Origin of the sequence: Hymenobacter convexus, assembly GCF_030580955.1 — a bacterium.
GTDB lineage: Bacteria > Bacteroidota > Bacteroidia > Cytophagales > Hymenobacteraceae > Hymenobacter.
In genome coordinates this window covers 223,708-238,475 of sequence record NZ_JAUQON010000002.1, presented here as the reverse complement: position 1 = coordinate 238,475, position 14,768 = coordinate 223,708, and the positions used below count along the sequence as shown (strand labels likewise).

Sequence of the window (14,768 nt, the reverse complement as noted above, 5' to 3'; positions counted from 1 at the left end):
GGAATTAGTGGTAAGCTGCTCGGTAGCCTTCCATGGCTTAAAAAATGGAGGAGTGCTTAAGTAGTGGACAGATTGTAAAAAACGTAGTAGTCTGTCCGTTTTACCTTTGCTCGCAGTAACTTATAAAATCTGTCATGCGGAAAATTCTGTTGGGGATAGTCGTTTTTTTGGTTGTGCTGGTGGTTGCGGCCGTGGCGGCGCCCTTTTTGTTTAAAGACAAGTTGCGGGCCTTGGCCGACAAGCAGATAGCGCAGCGTGTGCGTGCCCAGGTGCAGTACGACCCGGCCAACATCGGCGTGAGCGTGTTTCACTCTTTCCCGGATTTGACGTTGGACATCAAGGACCTGCGTGTGATTGGGCTCGACTCGTTCAGCCGCGACACGCTGGCCTACCTGCCCAACCTGCGCGTGGGTCTGGATGTGATGACGGTTATCAAAGGCGAGGAAATCAAGATTAACAGCGTGGAGCTGGAGCGGCCCGACCTGAGCTTGCGCCGCCTGAAAAGCGGCCGCGCCAACTGGGACGTAGTGATTTCGGACTCGGCCGCCGCTGCCAAGGGCCAGGACACGAGCCAAGTGAGCCTAGCCATCAAGGGCTGGAAGCTGACCGACGGCCACCTGCGCTACGAGGACCTGACCCTGCCCTTCCGCATGGAGGCGCGCGGCGTGAACCACAGCGGCAGCGGCGACTTCGCCAGCAACGTGTTCGACATGAAGTCGCAAACCACGGCGGCCGACCTCGACATGACCTACGGCGGCGTGGCCTACGTGACCGATAAGCAGCTCGACGCCGACGTGACGCTGAACATGGATTTGAACAAGAACCTCTACACGTTCAAAGACAACAAGATTAAGCTCAATGACTTCCCGTTCAGCTTCGCGGGCGCCATCGGGCTGCCCAATGCCACGGACATCACCTACGACATCACCTTCAAGGCGCTGGAAACGGATTTCAAAACCCTGCTCAGCCTGGTGCCGGGCGTATTTACGGAGAAGTTTAAGAACATTGAAACCAGCGGCAAGGTGGCCTTCGATGGCTACGCGAAGGGCACCCAGACGGCTACTCAGCTGCCGGGCTACGGCGTGAACCTGGTGGTGAGCAACGGCCGCTTTAAGTACCCCGACCTGCCGCGCGAGGCCAAGAACATCAACCTGAAAATGAAAGTGGACAACCCCACGGGCGTGACCAACGACGTGAAAGTGGACATCCCACAGTTCCACCTCGACCTCGGGCCCGACCCGGTGGACGGCAGCGTGGCCATCGACGGCCTGAACCCAATGAAGGTGGACGGCCGCGTGAAAGCCAACGTGAATTTGGCCGAAGCCCTGAAGGTGTATCCGGTGAAGGACCTGAATATGCGCGGGCAGTTCTTCGTGGATGGCACGGCCAAGGGCGTGTACTCGAAGACGCAGATGCCGGTGGTGAATGCCGCCATTCGCCTCACCAATGGCTACGTGAAATCGGCCAAATTCCCGGCTCCGATTGAGAATATCAACCTGAGTGGCACGGTGGTGAACACCACCGGCCAGGTGAATGACACCCAAATCAACCTGCCGCAGTTCAGGATGGTGCTGGAGGGCGAGCCACTGGAAGGACGTCTGACGGCCCACAACATCGACAAGCCGGTGTTCGACACCAACGTGCGCGGCACGGTGGATTTGACCAAGATTACCAAGATTTTCCCCTTGCAGGGTATGACCGTAACGGGCCGCGTGGCCGGCGATATTGCCGCCAAAGGCAACATGGCCGACGTGGAAGCCGGCCGCTACCAGAACGTGGTGGCCAGCGGCACCGTGAAGGCCAACAACGTGACTTATAAGAGCAAGGACTTGCCGCAGGGCGTGAAAATCAGCAGCGGCACGGCCACCTTCAACAACAACCAGATTGCGCTGCAGAGCCTGAATGGCACGGCCGGTAGCTCCGATTTCGCGGCGTCGGGCACCATCAGCAATTACCTGGGCTATTTGTTCACGCCGGGGCAGTCGCTGAAAGGGAACATGACCGTGAACTCGCGCAATTTCAACGTGAACGAATGGATGGTGGACGAGGTATCGGCCAAGCCCACGGCTACCGGCGCGAAGGCGCCCGCGGCGGCCAATGGCGTGCTGCAGATTCCCAAATTCTTCGACCTCGTGCTGAACAGCCACGTGGATAACGTGACCTACGACAACCTGAAGCTGACCAACGCCCAAGGCGTGGTGACGGTGAACGACCAGACGGCCACGCTCAAAAACCTCAAGTTCAACACGCTGGGGGCTTCGTTTGGCACCACGGGCAGCTACAGCAGCAAGGACTTGGCACACCCAAAATTCAACTTCGGGCTGAACATCGATAACCTGAACTTCCAGAAAGCCTTTGCGGCCTTCAACACCATCAAGACGCTGGTGCCGCTGGCCAGCCAGGTGGAGGGCGTGTTCGGCACCAACTTCAGCGTGAGCGGCGAAATGGGCCCCGATATGATGCCCAACCTGGCCACGCTGAGCGGCAAAGGCCTGTTTGACATCGTGCGGGCGGCCGTGAACCAGTCGGAGGTGATGACCAAGATTGCCAGCCTCACCACCCTGCCCGAGCTGAAAACCTTGCTGGTGGTAGACAAGAAAATTCAGGCCAACATCGTGAACGGCAACCTGGTGGTGCAGCCCTTCGACCTGACCATTGGCGACGTGAAGATGAACATCGGCGGCTCGAATAGCCTCACCGGTGTGCTCTCCTATATCACGGCCCTGAACGTGCCCACCGGCAAGCTGGGCTCGGCCATGAGCAGCAAGCTGACGCAGCTCACCGGCGTGCAAAACATTCAGGGCACCGACCGCGTGACGCTGGGCCTCAACATTGGCGGCACCGTGAAGGCGCCGGTGGTGAAGCTCACCAGCGGCAGCATGAAGGACCAGGGCAAAACGCTGGTGAAGAACGTGGCCAAGCAAAAGGCCCTTGACCTGCTGGGCGTGAAGCCCCGCGCCGTGAGCAAAGAAGACAGCATCCGCCGGGCCGGCCAGACGGCCGAGGAAGCCGCCGCCCAAGCCGAGTTGGACAAGAAACAGGCGCGCATCGACGCGGCCAATAAGGCCAAAGAGCAAATCTCCAAAGGCTTCAACAGCCTCTTCAACAAACCCAAGCCCAAACCCAAACCCATAGAACCAGCCGATTCAACGAAGTAGTTGGACGGGGCCAATAAGGGACGGTTTTGGCAATATTGTTGAGAGTCACGGCCCGGCAACCACTTGGTTGACCGGGCCGTTTCATGCCCCATTATCACGCTAACTGCTCATAGCTATGAAAATTACCCGTCTATTGCCCTTCGCGGCGGCCGCCCTGTTGGGCCTGGCTGGCTGCTCTAAATCGGATGATTCATCGGCCGGCATGTCGAAGTTTGAAGTGCGCCTGACCGACGCGCCCGGCGACTACAAAGCCGTAAACCTCGATGTGCAGCAAGTGCAGGTGCACGTGAGCGACGACGACAAGGAGGAAGGCTGGCAGAACCTGGGCCTCATCCGACCGGGCATATACAACGTGATGGACTACACCAACGGCAACTCGGCCCTGCTCACCAGCGCCGACTTCCCGGCCGGTAAAATCTCGCAAATCCGCCTCATTCTCGGCAACAACAACACCCTGACCCTGCGTGACGGCACGGTGGTACCCCTGAAAACGCCCAGCGGCCAGACCTCGGGCCTGAAGCTGAAAATTGACGCCGTGCTGGTGCGCGACGTGACCTACCAACTCGTGCTCGATTTCGACGTGGCCAAGTCCATCGTGGCCAAAGGCAACGGCGGCTACAACCTCAAGCCCGTTATCCGCACCGTGACCACGGCCGTGGCCGGCGGCATTCGCGGCGTGGTGACGCCCGCCGCGGCGCGCCCGCTGGTGCTGGCCATCCGCACCTCGGCGGCGCCCAACGATACGCTCAGCACCACCGCCGATGCCGCTGGCGGCTTCCTGATTCGCGCCGTACCCGCCGGCACCTACCGCGTGGAGTTTCAGACGGTCCTGCCTTACCGTAACGCCACCCGCACCGGCGTGAGCGTAACGAACGACCAGATTACCGACCTCGGCTCGGTGAGCGTGCAATAGTTATTGCCTGAATTGAATAGCAAAAAGCCCCAGCCTCTGATGAGGTTGGGGCTTTTTACTGCCGGGCGTGGACACTGATTCATTGGGCGGTCAGGCCGCAAGCGGTTGGCTGACCACTTGCGGCTGCTTCGCTGCTAAAGGCTTTGCAGCAGCGCCAGCAACTCGCGTTGCGTGCTGATTGTATGGTCTTTGGCATACCAGCCGTGCAGCTCCGTCACGAACTCCTGATAAGGGACTTCGGCCTGCTTGAGGCGCGTGAACAACTCCTGCGCGGGCGCCGGGCGCGGGCCCCAGGTGGCGGCCTCGGTCAGGGTGTCGGTGTGCAGCACCACGAGCTTGGGGATGGAGCGGCCGCCGTTGGTGAGGTAGCGGTCCATAAGGTCGAGGTTTTCGTCGCGCAGCACGTAGCGGGTGCTGATTTTGCCCTGGCTGGCGCGGGCTACGGCTTCCAGCACGGGCACAATCTGGGCGGCGTCGCCGCACCAGCCTTCCGTGATTATCAGCCACTCGTAGCCCTGGTCCAGCTGGTTGAGGACTTTTTGCAGTTCGGGCAGCAGCTCAATGGTTTTGTCGAGGCGCTGCATGCGCTTGATATTCAGGCGGGCGTATTGAATAATCTGCTCGGTTTGGTTGGTGCCGGTGGTTTGGTTGCGGGCCATCAGCTCGTCGATAAGCTGGCGGTAGCCAGCGTAGGAATACGCTTGATTGAGCCGCTCAGCGGATAGCACCGGGGCGGCAGAGGCCAGTAGTTCGGTCATGGCAAACAGGAAGTTGGCGGATGAATGAAGCTAAAAAACCCTCCCGGGGCCGGAAGGGTTTTCAAAAGATTCAATTAATTCGCCGTCGCGTGCTACAAGCTGGGCACTGTTTGCTGGGCCGCCGCGCTCAGTTCGCGGCAGTAGGTGATGAAGTCGGAATTGACGGGCTCGAAGCCGTGGTCGCGCAGGCGGGTGGCCACCTGGGCGCGGTGGTAGCTGGCGTGCACCACGGCGTGGGTCAGGATGTCATGCACCATGCTGTCGTAGCTGTTGCCCAGCGAGTTGGTATACGAAATTAGGCGCTGCAACTCGGTTTCGTCGGCGTGCACCATCAGCTGGTGCAGCGGCTCCGACGACTGCTCATGCAGGCGATGAATCGTCGCCAAATCGTGTTCCTGCCACACTTTCACCGGGCTGGGCACGCCGTTGATGCGGGATATCCAGATGGTTTGGGCGTTGAGTACGTGGCTGAACAGGCGCAGCACCACCGCGGGGATTTCCTGGCCGGTAGCGGCAATCTCATCGAGGCGGTCAAGGACGGTATCGTTGGCCCACACATTGAAGGCGCCGAGTTTTTCTAAAGTATTCATGGGAGCAGTTAATAATTAAGAGTTAGGAGTTAAGAGCCAGAAGTCAAGCAGCAATAAAGCCGCTTCCTAGCTCCTAACTCTTAACTCTACCGGGGGTCTTGCCAGACCAGTTTTTCGTTGGTTTTTCGCTTCTCAAAATCCGGGCATTTGCCGTCGCCTTTGCCCGTGATGCCGCCGTCGGGCTGGCAGATGAGCTTGCCGCGCGTGTCGTACACGTTGGAGAATTGGTCGCAGCAGGGCGCCGAGATGTAGTACACCTTCCGGCCCTCGTAGTCGTAACGCAGGATGCGGGTGATGGGGTTGCGCTTGCGCTCGGCCAGCACTTCGGCAATGCGGGCCTTCAGCCACGGCGGCCGGGCGGTGGTGTCCGACTCGGCCACGCGAGCGGGCACGGGGTCTACGGTGTTGGTGCTGGTGGGGGCTGGCGTGGCCGGGCCGCTCACCTGGCCGTTTTCGGGCGGTGTGGTGGGGTTGGTCACGCTCACCTGCTGGGAGGCGCAGGCCGCGGTTAGCAACAGCAAAGCGGCAAAGGAAATCAGGCGCATGGGCTCGAAGGGGAATAAACGGCTGACGCTAACAGTGGCCAAACCGCTATGGTTACGCCGCGCGCGGGCAATGGTTCAGGTCGGGGCGTTGGTTAATGCCCGAATATCCGCGGCCCAAACACCAGCGCGCCCACCACCAGCGCCCCAATGGCGGCCAGCAGCACGGCCCCGGCGGCCACGTCCTTGGCCTTGCCGGCCAGCACGTGGTACTCAGGCGAGGCCAAATCGGTGAGGGCCTCAATGGCGGTATTCATCAGCTCAGCCGACCACACGCAGGCCACCGAAATAGCCACCAGTGCCCACTCCAACCGTGAAATGCCGTAGTAAAACCCCAGCCCAATTACCACCGCCGTCGCGAAGGCGTGAAAGCGCAGATGCACCTCCGAGCGCAGCGCCGACCCCACGCCCCGAAAGGCGTGGCCGAAGCTGGCCACACGCCGGCGCCACAGGCCGTCGGGCGGCCGCAGTCGGTCAGGAGCAGTGGGCTCAGCCACGGGTTTCGTACTGCTGGAAAGTGGTTTGGCGCAGCTCCGACCAGTCGGGCCGGATGACGCTGAAAATCACCGTGTCGCGCCGGATGCCGCCCTGCGTGGGGCGGTGGCTGCGCAGGGTGCCTTCTTCGGTGGCGCCCATGCGGGCCATGGCCGTGCGCGACTTGTGGTTGCGGGAGTCCGTTTCCAATTCCACCCGCTCGTAGCCCAGCTGCCCAAAAGCGTGGCACAGCAGCAGGTGCTTGCAGGCCCGGTTCAGGCCGGAGCGCTGGAACTCGGTGCCCACCCAGGTGTAGCCAATGCTCAGGCGCTGGTCGGCGGGCACCACGTTGTAGTAGCTGGTGCTGCCGGCCAGCTGCCCGGTTTCCCGGTCGATGATGGCAAAGGGGTAGCGCAGCCCCTGCGCGCGGGCCTCCAGGGCCTGCCGGATGTAGGCGGCCAGGCTCACCGCATCGTCGCCCCGGGTGAGGGTGTATTTCCACAGGTCAGCATCGAAGGCCACGGTTTTGAGTGCTTCAAAGTCGCCAATTTCCAGCGGGCGCAGGCGGGCGCGGCTGTTTTCGAGCACGAGGGGAGCGGAGAAATCCATGAGGCGGCAAAGATGCTGGGAAAAGGGGAAAAGGTGCTGCATTTAACAGACAAAAAGAACGTCATGCTGAGCGCAGCCCAAGCATCTCTACCGCAATACTAAATCTGATTAGTTGCGCGGTAGAGATGCTTCGGCTACGCTCAGCATGACGTTCTATTAATTCAGCTGCAAACGGCGCAATTACATGCCCACCATCTCCTCCGGCTTCAGCCACTCGTCGAACTCGGCCTCAGTCACGTAGCCCAGCTTGAGGGCGGTTTCCTTCAGCGTGGAGCCGTTTTTGTGGGCCGTTTGGGCAATTTCGGCGGCTTTGTAGTAGCCGATGTGCGGGTTGAGGGCCGTCACCAGCATCAGCGACGAATCGACGTGCTTTTTGATGTTGGCCTTGATGGGCTCAATGCCCACGGCGCACTTGTCGGTGAAGCTCACGCACACGTCGCCGATGAGGCGGGCCGAGTGCAGGAAATTGTAAATCATCACCGGCTTGAACACGTTCAACTCGAAGTGGCCCATGGAGCCGCCCACGGTGATGGCCACGTCGTTGCCCATCACCTGAGCCGCCACCATCGTCATGGCCTCGCACTGGGTGGGGTTCACCTTGCCGGGCATGATGCTGGAGCCGGGCTCGTTGTCCGGGATGTCAATTTCGCCAATGCCGGCGCGCGGGCCCGAGCTGAGCATGCGGATGTCGTTGGCAATTTTCATCAAACTCACGGCCACGGTTTTGAGGGCGCCGTGGGCTTCCACGATGGCGTCGTGGGCGGCCAGGGCCTCAAACTTGTTTTCGGCCGTGACGAAGGGCAGCTTGGTGAGGTCGGCAATGTGCTTGGCCACGTTCTCGGAGTAGCCTTTGGGCGTGTTGATGCCCGTGCCCACGGCGGTGCCGCCCAGGGCCAGCTCGCTCAGGTGGGCCAGCGTGTTCTTAATGGCCTTCAGGCCGTGGTCGAGCTGCGACACGTAGCCCGAAAACTCCTGGCCCAGCGTGAGCGGCGTGGCGTCCATGAAGTGGGTGCGGCCGATTTTGACGATGTGCATGAAGTCTTTCGACTTGGCTTTCAGCGCGTCGCGCAGCTTCTCGATGCCGGGAATGGTCGTCTCGGTCAGGATTTTGTAGGCCGCGATGTGCATGGCCGTCGGGAACGTGTCGTTCGAGCTTTGGCTCTTGTTCACGTCGTCGTTGGGGGCCAGCGCCTTCTTTTCGTCGGTGAGCTGGCCGCCGTTCAGCACGTGGCCGCGGTAGGCAATCACCTCGTTCACGTTCATGTTGGACTGTGTGCCCGAGCCCGTTTGCCACACCACCAGCGGGAACGAATCGGCCAGCTTGCCGGCCAGAATCTCGTCGCACACCTTGCCAATCAGCTCGGCCTTTTCGGCGGGCAGCACGCCGGCGTCGCGGTTGGTGAAGGCCGCGGCCTTTTTGAGGTAGGCAAAGGCGGCGATAATTTCCTTGGGCATCTTGTTGATGTCCTGCGCGATGGGGAAATTCTCGATGGAACGCTGCGTTTGCGCGCCCCAGTAGGCGGTAGCGGGCACCTGCACAGTGCCCATGGTGTCCTTTTCGGTGCGGAAATCCATGCGGGGTTGGTGGATTGATGGAGAAGTGAATAGGTGGCCGCGGCGCAGCTACCTCGTGCAAAAGTACACAGCCCGGGCGGCCCCGGAAGGCACAAGGCAGCCATGCGCCGCGCAATGCCGTACACCCAAGCAACCCAACTTGTTTGATTTTATGAGCCAGCCCACTCCCACCCCCGACCCTTCCCAGGAGCCGCCCGTACCCGTGCAGGGCGACGGCACCCCCGACTACAGCGACGTCGAAGTAACCACCGAAACCGACCTGCCCACCCCCACCAAGCCCGGCGGCAGCGCCACCGAGCCCGAAAGCGGCGGCGGCTACAGCGGCTAAGCCAACTCTAATCCAAATGCAGAAAAGCCGCCTTCGGGTGGCCTTTTTTGTGCGAGGCGCAAGTAGCTGGCAGGCCCTACCTTGTGCGGACTTAGGGGCTGAAAAGCAGCGCCCGGGTTCATGCTTTTCAATTGGAAATATGCTGAAACGCTACTCCTGCCTGCTGGCCGCCGCGCTGCTGGCCACCGCCACTGCCCACGCCCAAACCGCGCCCGCCGAAACCAAGCCACTGCTGGGCTTTGAGGCCGCCCACGCCGCTGCCCACTACCAGCTCGAAACCAAGTTCGACGCCCAGCTCAAGGCCGACAACCTGCGCGAATGGATGAAGCGCATGGCCGCCCACCCGCACCACGTGGGTTCGCCCTACGACAAGGACAACGCCGAATTCATGGCCGCGCTGTTTAAGAATTGGGGCTACGAAACCCGTATCGACGTGTCGTACGTGCTGTTTCCGACGCCCAAGCTGCGGGCGCTGGAGCTGGTGGCACCCACGCGCTACGTGGCCGGCCTGGCCGAAAAGCCGGTGGCCGAAGACGCTACCTCGGGCCAGACGGCCGAGCAGCTGCCCACCTACAACGCTTTCTCGAAAGACGGCGACGTGACGGCCGAGCTGGTGTTTGTGAACTACGGCATCCCGAAAGATTACGAGGAGCTGGAGCGCCGCGGCATCGATGTGAAGGGCAAAATTGTCATCGCCAAGTACGGCGGCTCGTGGCGCGGCATCAAGCCCAAGGTGGCCGCCGAGAAGGGCGCCATTGGCTGCCTGATATATTCCGACCCCAAAGACGACGGCTACGCCCAGGGCGACGTGTACCCTCAGGGCCCTTTTAAACCCGAAACCGGCGCCCAGCGCGGCTCGGTGATGGACATGCCCACCTTCCCCGGCGACCCGCTGACGCCCGGCTACGGCTCGACCAAAAACGCCAAGCGCCTCGACCTCAGCAAGGCCACCACCCTCACCCAGATTCCGTGTCTGCCGATTTCCTACGGCGACGCGCAGCCGCTGCTGGCGGCCCTGGCCGGCCCCATGGCGCCGGCCGACTGGCGCGGGGCGCTACCCATCCCCTACCACCTCGGGCCGGGGCCAGCCAAGGTGCATTTGCAGTTGGCTTTCAACTGGAAAACTGAGCCCATTTATAACGTCATCGCTACGCTGAGAGGCAACACTTTGCCCGACGAGTGGATAATGCGCGGCAACCACCACGACGCCTGGGTGAACGGCGCCAGCGACCCGCTCAGCGGCATGGTGGCCGAGCTGGAAGAGGCCCGCGCCCTGGGCGAGCTGGTGAAAGCCGGCTGGCGCCCGAAGCGCACCATCATGTTTTGTGCCTGGGACGGCGAAGAACCCGGCCTGCTGGGTTCGACGGAGTGGGCCGAAACCAACGCCAAGGCTATTCAGGAACACGTGGTGGCTTATTTGAACACCGACAACAGCGACCGGGGCTTTCTGGGCGTTTCGGGCTCGCACACCTTGGAAAGGTTCTTCAACCAGGTGGGCCGCGACGTGCCCGACCCCGAAAAAGCGGGCGTGTCCATCATCGAGCGGCGCCGGGCTTATGATTTGGTGGAAGGCAGCCCCGACGCCCAGAAAGACGCCCGCGACCGGCCCGACCTGCGCATCGGGGCGCTGGGCGCGGGGTCCGATTATTCACCCTACATCCAACATTTGGGCATTCCGTCGATGAACGTGGGCTTTGGCGGCGAAGGCGCGGGCGGCGAGTACCACTCCATTTTCGATTCCTTCGACGACTACACCCGCTTCAAAGACCCCACGTTTGCCTACGGCGTGGCCCTGGCCCAAACCATGGGCCGCTGCGTGCTGCGCCTGGCCGATGCCGACGTGCTGCCCTTTGAGTTCCAGAACTTCTCCAACACCGTGGCCAAATACGGCACCGAGGTGAAGCAGCTGGCCGAAACCATGCGCGCCGAAACCGACAAGCAAGCCAAGCTGCTGGCCGAAAAGCGTTACGAGGCCGTGGCTGACCCCACCAAAACCCTGCTCCCGCCCAAAGCCAAAGACGCGGTGCCTTACCTCAACTTCGCCCCCCTCGACAACGCCCTGCTGAAGCTGGAGCAAAGCGCCCAGGCCTACGCCCAGGCCCGCAAAGCCAATCCCGCCCTGCCCGCCGGCCGCCAAAAAGAGCTAGACCAAATTCTTTACCAGGCCGAGCAGCAGCTACTGAGCCTCGAAGGCCTCCCCCGCCGCCCCTGGTACCGCCACCAGATTTACGCCCCGGGCTTCTACACCGGCTACGGCGTGAAAACGCTGCCCGGCATCCGCGAGGCCGTGGAAGAGCGCAAGTGGGCCGAAGCCGACGAGCAGATAAAGCGCACCGCCGCGGCCGTGGAGCGGTTTTCGGGGCAGGTGAGCCGGGCGGCGGCCGTGGCCGCGCCGGGCCCCGCGCAGTAGCGGGCCTCGTCTGAAAACCAAGAATGGTCAGGCTGAATTAAAGGCACGTCATGCTGAGCTTGTCGAAGCATCTCTACCGCAGTAGCAAACCCTGACGATTGGATTACTTGCGCAGTAGAGATGCTTCGACTGCGCTCAGCATGACCGTTCTAATTTGAATATTTTTCAAAACACCCAATCCACCCTTACTCTTCACCAATGGAGCTTTTTACCTTCTCCCGGCTGGCCGCGCTGGCACTCGGCGCGGCTTACCTAACAAGCTGCAACCAGCCCAATGGCACTGCCGAAACCGGTGCTACCGCTGCTTCGGGTACACTGGCTAGCTACTACGAAAATCCCGAAACCGGGGTGCAGGACGGAAACGTGCGCGTCATTCCCATCAGCACGCCCAAGGGCAAGTTCAACGTCTGGACCAAGCAGTACGGCAACAACCCCAAAATCAAAGTATTGCTGCTCAATGGCGGGCCTGGTGCTACGCACGAATATTTCGAGTGCTTCGAGAATTTCCTGCCGAAGGAAGGCATCGAATTTATTTACTACGACCAGCTGGGCTGCGGCAACTCCGACAACCCGAAGGACACGGCCATGTGGAGCCTGCCGCGCTACGTGGAAGAGGTGGAGCAGGTGCGCCAGGCCCTGAAGCTCGACAACACCAATTTCTACCTGCTGGGCCACAGCTGGGGCGGCATTCTGGCGGCGGAGTACGCCTTCAAGTACCAGCAAAACCTCAAAGGCCTCATCATTTCGAACATGATGATGAGCTGCCCGGACTACGGCAAGTATGCCGATGAAGTGCTGGCCAAGCAGATGAAGCCCGAAGTGCTGGCCGAAATCCGGCAGATTGAGGCCCGCAAAGACTTCAGCAACCCGCGCTACATGGGTCTGCTCGAACCCAACTTCTACGCCGAGCACCTGTGCCGCATCGTGCCCAACCCAGAGCCCGTGACCCGCGCCATGAGCAAAATCAACCAGTCGCTCTACGTGACTATGCAGGGGCCGAGCGAGTTCGGTATTTCGGGCAAGCTCACCAACTGGAACCGCGTGCCCGACCTGCCCAAGCTCAGCGTGCCCGTGCTCAGCATCGGCGGCAAGTACGACACCATGGACCCCGCCCACATGCGCATGATTGCCACCAAGGTGCAGCGCGGCAACTCCCTCATCTGCCCCCAGGGCAGCCACATGAGCATGTACGACGACCAGCAAACCTATTTCAAAGGCCTGCTCACCTTCCTCAAATCGGTCGACGCCGGCACCGTGCAGCCGGGCGCCGAGCTGTAGCGCGGACTTTTAGTCCGCGAGTTATCTGGATTTACTCGCGGACTAAAAGTCCGCGCTACATTAAAACGGTATCGTAAACTCCATGACGAGCGGGGCGCGGCGGCCGCCGGCAATGCCGGGCTGCCATTTAGGGCCTTCGCACACCAGACGCAGGGCTTCTTCGTCGTAGTCGGCGCGCATGCCGCGGGTTACTTTCAGGTTGCTCAACTGGCCGTCGGCGCCCACCGTGAACTGCACGTGCACTAGGCCGCTGATACGCGCCTCTTTTTCGGGCTCGAACTGCGCGGCCTCGCGGCGCAGGTAGTCGCGGAAGGCCGGCGTGCCGCCCACCGGCACCGGCCTGATGGCGAAACCCGCTGGCATGGGCGTGTTGGGCACCATAGCGGGCGCGGCGCTGGACACCAGGGCTTTCATCTTCTTCGCGGGCGCGGCTACTGCTACCTCGCTGAGAGAAAGCATGGTATCGGTGGCCGGGCGGCTTGGCGGGGCGCTTTCGCTTTTCGCGGCCGGTGCCACATCGGCTTTGGCTACTTCGGCATCCCGAGAATTATCGTCTGAAATAGGAGGCGCCTGAGTGGCCTGGGCCACGCCGGCCACGGTAGCGGCCGTTTCCGGCGCGTCCGCGGTTGCCGCAGCTGCGGCTTTGGCATCTTCAGCCCGCTTCATGGCCGCAACCTGCGCGGCGGTTGGCGGCACAAAGCGCAGCTTGGGGGCTGCGCGCCTTGCTGCTGATGTCACGGCGGCGTAGGCGGGTTTGTTGGCTTGCGGCGCGGCCGCTACGGGCACCGAATCGGTAGCTGAAGAAATTGAAGCGGCAGGGGAGGTGACTGGTTTCGAAGCAATTGCGGCTGGGCTGACGGCTGGCGCGGCAGTCGTCTCGACCCGCGCGGTGGGGGTAGTTGGGTCGGCCGATTCGTACTGCTCCCAGCCCCAGATGCCGGTGCCTACCACGGCCAGCAGCGCGGCGGCGGCGGCAATGCGCGGCCAGGCCCAGCCGGCGGCCGGCTCGGGTTCGGCCTGGCCCACGCGGGCTTGCAGGCGGGTGCGCAGCTCGGCCACGGCGCGGTCGGTGGTGGCGCCGTCGCTCATCGCGAAGCCTTCCACCAGCTCAGCGCACCGTTCGCAGTCGAGGGTGTGGGCCTCGATGCGGTGTTCGTCGGCCGGCGCCAACTGGCCGGCCGCGTAGTCGCGCAGCTCCGCCGTGGGCGGGTGCGGGCCGGGGGCGGGCAGCTGGGCAAAAGGCGAATCAGCGGGCGACATGGAGCGGGTTGTTATTGGGGGCAGAAAGCGGGGGCTGGGCGGCGGGCCGGGCCGGAGCGGGCGGTTCCAGCTGGCGGCGCAGCATGCGCTTGCCGTTTTGCAAATGGCTGCGCACCAGGTTCAGCTCAAGGCCGGTTTCGAGGGTGATTTCGCGGTAGCTTTTCTTTTCGAGGTAAAACAATTCGAGGCAGCGGCGCTGGGCCGGGGGCAGCTGGGCGAGGGCCGCCTCCATGCTTTGCAGGCGGATTTCGGTGTCCTCGGCGTCTTCGGCGGCGGCTTCCTCGTCGAGCAGATGCCGGGCGCCGGCGGATTCCACATCGGTGGCGTCGGGCAGGGTCAGAATAAGGGGCCCGGCGCTGGGGCCGGCGCGCTTGCGGGCGCGCAGCTGCATGAGGCAATGGTTGCGGGCAGTGGTGTGCAGCCAGGCCGGAAAGTTGTCGGGCGCGTGGGTGCGCAGCACCTTCACCAAGTGCTCAAAGAGCTGCATGGTGGCGTCCTGGGCGTCTTCGTCGGGCGGAGCCAGGTAGCGGCGGCACACGGCAAAGGCTTCGGGCAGGTACCGGTCGTAGAGTAGGCCGAGGTCGGCCACGTCGCCGTGCGCGCGGTAGCGGGCCAGCAGCTCCTGGTCGGAGAGCGGCGCGGCAGCGGCGGATGGCTTGGAGCGGCGGAAGAACATCGGACGGGGAAGTTAGGGCAAATGCGGGGATTTAGACGCTGCTGGCACGTTATGGGCATCAGTGCGTCATGCTGAGCGCAGTCGAAGCATCTCGCGTGCCACCACTAATCCAATATGTATGCTTGAATTACTGCTGCGGTAGAGATGCTTCGACTGCGCTCAGCATGACGTGCTTTTTATTCTTGGTTTCTCCTCGC

The 14,768-nt window shown here is 62.2% G+C and carries 13 protein-coding genes; 5 read left to right on the top strand and 8 right to left on the bottom strand.

Annotated features, from left to right (window positions below):
* The first annotated feature begins 134 nt into the window (after positions 1 to 134).
* The gene (locus Q4S41_RS04465; RefSeq protein ID WP_305029910.1) at positions 135 to 3,158 is read left to right on the top strand and encodes an AsmA family protein; all 3,024 of its coding nucleotides are present in this window, start codon (positions 135 to 137) and stop codon (positions 3,156 to 3,158) included.
* A gap of 115 nt (positions 3,159 to 3,273) precedes the next feature.
* Complete coding sequence (locus tag Q4S41_RS04460) at positions 3,274 to 4,071, top strand: DUF4382 domain-containing protein (protein ID WP_305029909.1); 798 nt, start codon at positions 3,274 to 3,276, stop codon at positions 4,069 to 4,071.
* Positions 4,072 to 4,205: 134 nt separating this feature from the next.
* On the opposite strand, the gene Q4S41_RS04455 is transcribed toward Q4S41_RS04460, so the two are convergent.
* The 6 genes from Q4S41_RS04455 to fumC all read right to left on the bottom strand — a co-directional run bounded on the left by Q4S41_RS04455 (position 4,206) and on the right by fumC (position 8,619).
* Entirely contained in the window at positions 4,206 to 4,829 is a 624-nt protein-coding gene (locus Q4S41_RS04455; protein ID WP_305029908.1) for a thioredoxin family protein, read from the bottom strand.
* Positions 4,830 to 4,921: 92 nt separating this feature from the next.
* Positions 4,922 to 5,419, bottom strand: a complete 498-nt coding sequence (locus Q4S41_RS04450; protein WP_305029907.1) for a DinB family protein — start codon at positions 5,417 to 5,419, stop codon at positions 4,922 to 4,924.
* Positions 5,420 to 5,505: 86 nt separating this feature from the next.
* A complete protein-coding gene (locus Q4S41_RS04445) occupies positions 5,506 to 5,964 on the bottom strand; it encodes a DUF6970 domain-containing protein (RefSeq protein WP_305029906.1) in 459 nt (152 codons plus the stop codon).
* 92 nt (positions 5,965 to 6,056) lie between these two features.
* Positions 6,057 to 6,458: a diacylglycerol kinase family protein gene (locus Q4S41_RS04440; RefSeq protein WP_305029905.1), complete on the bottom strand. Its 402-nt coding sequence runs from the start codon at positions 6,456 to 6,458 to the stop codon at positions 6,057 to 6,059.
* Positions 6,451 to 7,044: a GNAT family N-acetyltransferase gene (locus tag Q4S41_RS04435; RefSeq protein WP_305029904.1), complete on the bottom strand. Its 594-nt coding sequence runs from the start codon at positions 7,042 to 7,044 to the stop codon at positions 6,451 to 6,453. The genes Q4S41_RS04440 and Q4S41_RS04435 overlap by 8 nt, the downstream gene beginning before the upstream one ends.
* 180 nt (positions 7,045 to 7,224) lie before the next feature.
* The gene (gene fumC / locus Q4S41_RS04430; protein ID WP_305029903.1) at positions 7,225 to 8,619 is read right to left on the bottom strand and encodes a class II fumarate hydratase; all 1,395 of its coding nucleotides are present in this window, start codon (positions 8,617 to 8,619) and stop codon (positions 7,225 to 7,227) included.
* 151 nt (positions 8,620 to 8,770) lie between these two features.
* Between fumC and Q4S41_RS04425 the strand changes: the two genes are divergently transcribed.
* The 3 genes from Q4S41_RS04425 (at position 8,771) to Q4S41_RS04415 (ending at position 12,635) form a co-directional block, all read left to right on the top strand.
* On the top strand, positions 8,771 to 8,947 hold the full coding sequence (locus Q4S41_RS04425) for a hypothetical protein (protein WP_305029902.1): 177 nt from the start codon (positions 8,771 to 8,773) through the stop codon (positions 8,945 to 8,947).
* Positions 8,948 to 9,086: 139 nt separating this feature from the next.
* Entirely contained in the window at positions 9,087 to 11,357 is a 2,271-nt protein-coding gene (locus tag Q4S41_RS04420) for a M28 family metallopeptidase (RefSeq protein WP_305029901.1), read from the top strand.
* Between the two features lie 198 nt (positions 11,358 to 11,555).
* Complete coding sequence (locus Q4S41_RS04415) at positions 11,556 to 12,635, top strand: proline iminopeptidase-family hydrolase (RefSeq protein WP_305029900.1); 1,080 nt, start codon at positions 11,556 to 11,558, stop codon at positions 12,633 to 12,635.
* Between the two features lie 60 nt (positions 12,636 to 12,695).
* Here Q4S41_RS04415 and Q4S41_RS04410 read toward each other — a convergent pair whose 3' ends face one another.
* Together Q4S41_RS04410 and Q4S41_RS04405 are read right to left on the bottom strand one after the other, a co-directional pair.
* The gene (locus tag Q4S41_RS04410; RefSeq protein WP_305029899.1) at positions 12,696 to 13,895 is read right to left on the bottom strand and encodes a TonB family protein; all 1,200 of its coding nucleotides are present in this window, start codon (positions 13,893 to 13,895) and stop codon (positions 12,696 to 12,698) included.
* Positions 13,882 to 14,571, bottom strand: coding sequence for an RNA polymerase sigma factor (locus Q4S41_RS04405; RefSeq protein ID WP_305029898.1), 690 nt, complete (start codon positions 14,569 to 14,571; stop codon positions 13,882 to 13,884). Before Q4S41_RS04405 ends, Q4S41_RS04410 begins: the two co-directional genes overlap by 14 nt.
* Positions 14,572 to 14,768: the final 197 nt, after the last annotated feature.

Coding starts and splice junctions, on each gene's coding strand:
- Q4S41_RS04465 (WP_305029910.1), top strand. CDS start 135: ATGCGGAAAATTCTGTTGGGGATAGTCGTTTTTTTGGTTGTGCTGGTG.
- Q4S41_RS04460 (WP_305029909.1), top strand. CDS start 3,274: ATGAAAATTACCCGTCTATTGCCCTTCGCGGCGGCCGCCCTGTTGGGC.
- Q4S41_RS04455 (WP_305029908.1), bottom strand. CDS start 4,829: ATGACCGAACTACTGGCCTCTGCCGCCCCGGTGCTATCCGCTGAGCGG.
- Q4S41_RS04450 (WP_305029907.1), bottom strand. CDS start 5,419: ATGAATACTTTAGAAAAACTCGGCGCCTTCAATGTGTGGGCCAACGAT.
- Q4S41_RS04445 (WP_305029906.1), bottom strand. CDS start 5,964: ATGCGCCTGATTTCCTTTGCCGCTTTGCTGTTGCTAACCGCGGCCTGC.
- Q4S41_RS04435 (WP_305029904.1), bottom strand. CDS start 7,044: ATGGATTTCTCCGCTCCCCTCGTGCTCGAAAACAGCCGCGCCCGCCTG.
- fumC (WP_305029903.1), bottom strand. CDS start 8,619: ATGGATTTCCGCACCGAAAAGGACACCATGGGCACTGTGCAGGTGCCC.
- Q4S41_RS04425 (WP_305029902.1), top strand. CDS start 8,771: ATGAGCCAGCCCACTCCCACCCCCGACCCTTCCCAGGAGCCGCCCGTA.
- Q4S41_RS04420 (WP_305029901.1), top strand. CDS start 9,087: ATGCTGAAACGCTACTCCTGCCTGCTGGCCGCCGCGCTGCTGGCCACC.
- Q4S41_RS04415 (WP_305029900.1), top strand. CDS start 11,556: ATGGAGCTTTTTACCTTCTCCCGGCTGGCCGCGCTGGCACTCGGCGCG.
- Q4S41_RS04410 (WP_305029899.1), bottom strand. CDS start 13,895: ATGTCGCCCGCTGATTCGCCTTTTGCCCAGCTGCCCGCCCCCGGCCCG.
- Q4S41_RS04405 (WP_305029898.1), bottom strand. CDS start 14,571: ATGTTCTTCCGCCGCTCCAAGCCATCCGCCGCTGCCGCGCCGCTCTCC.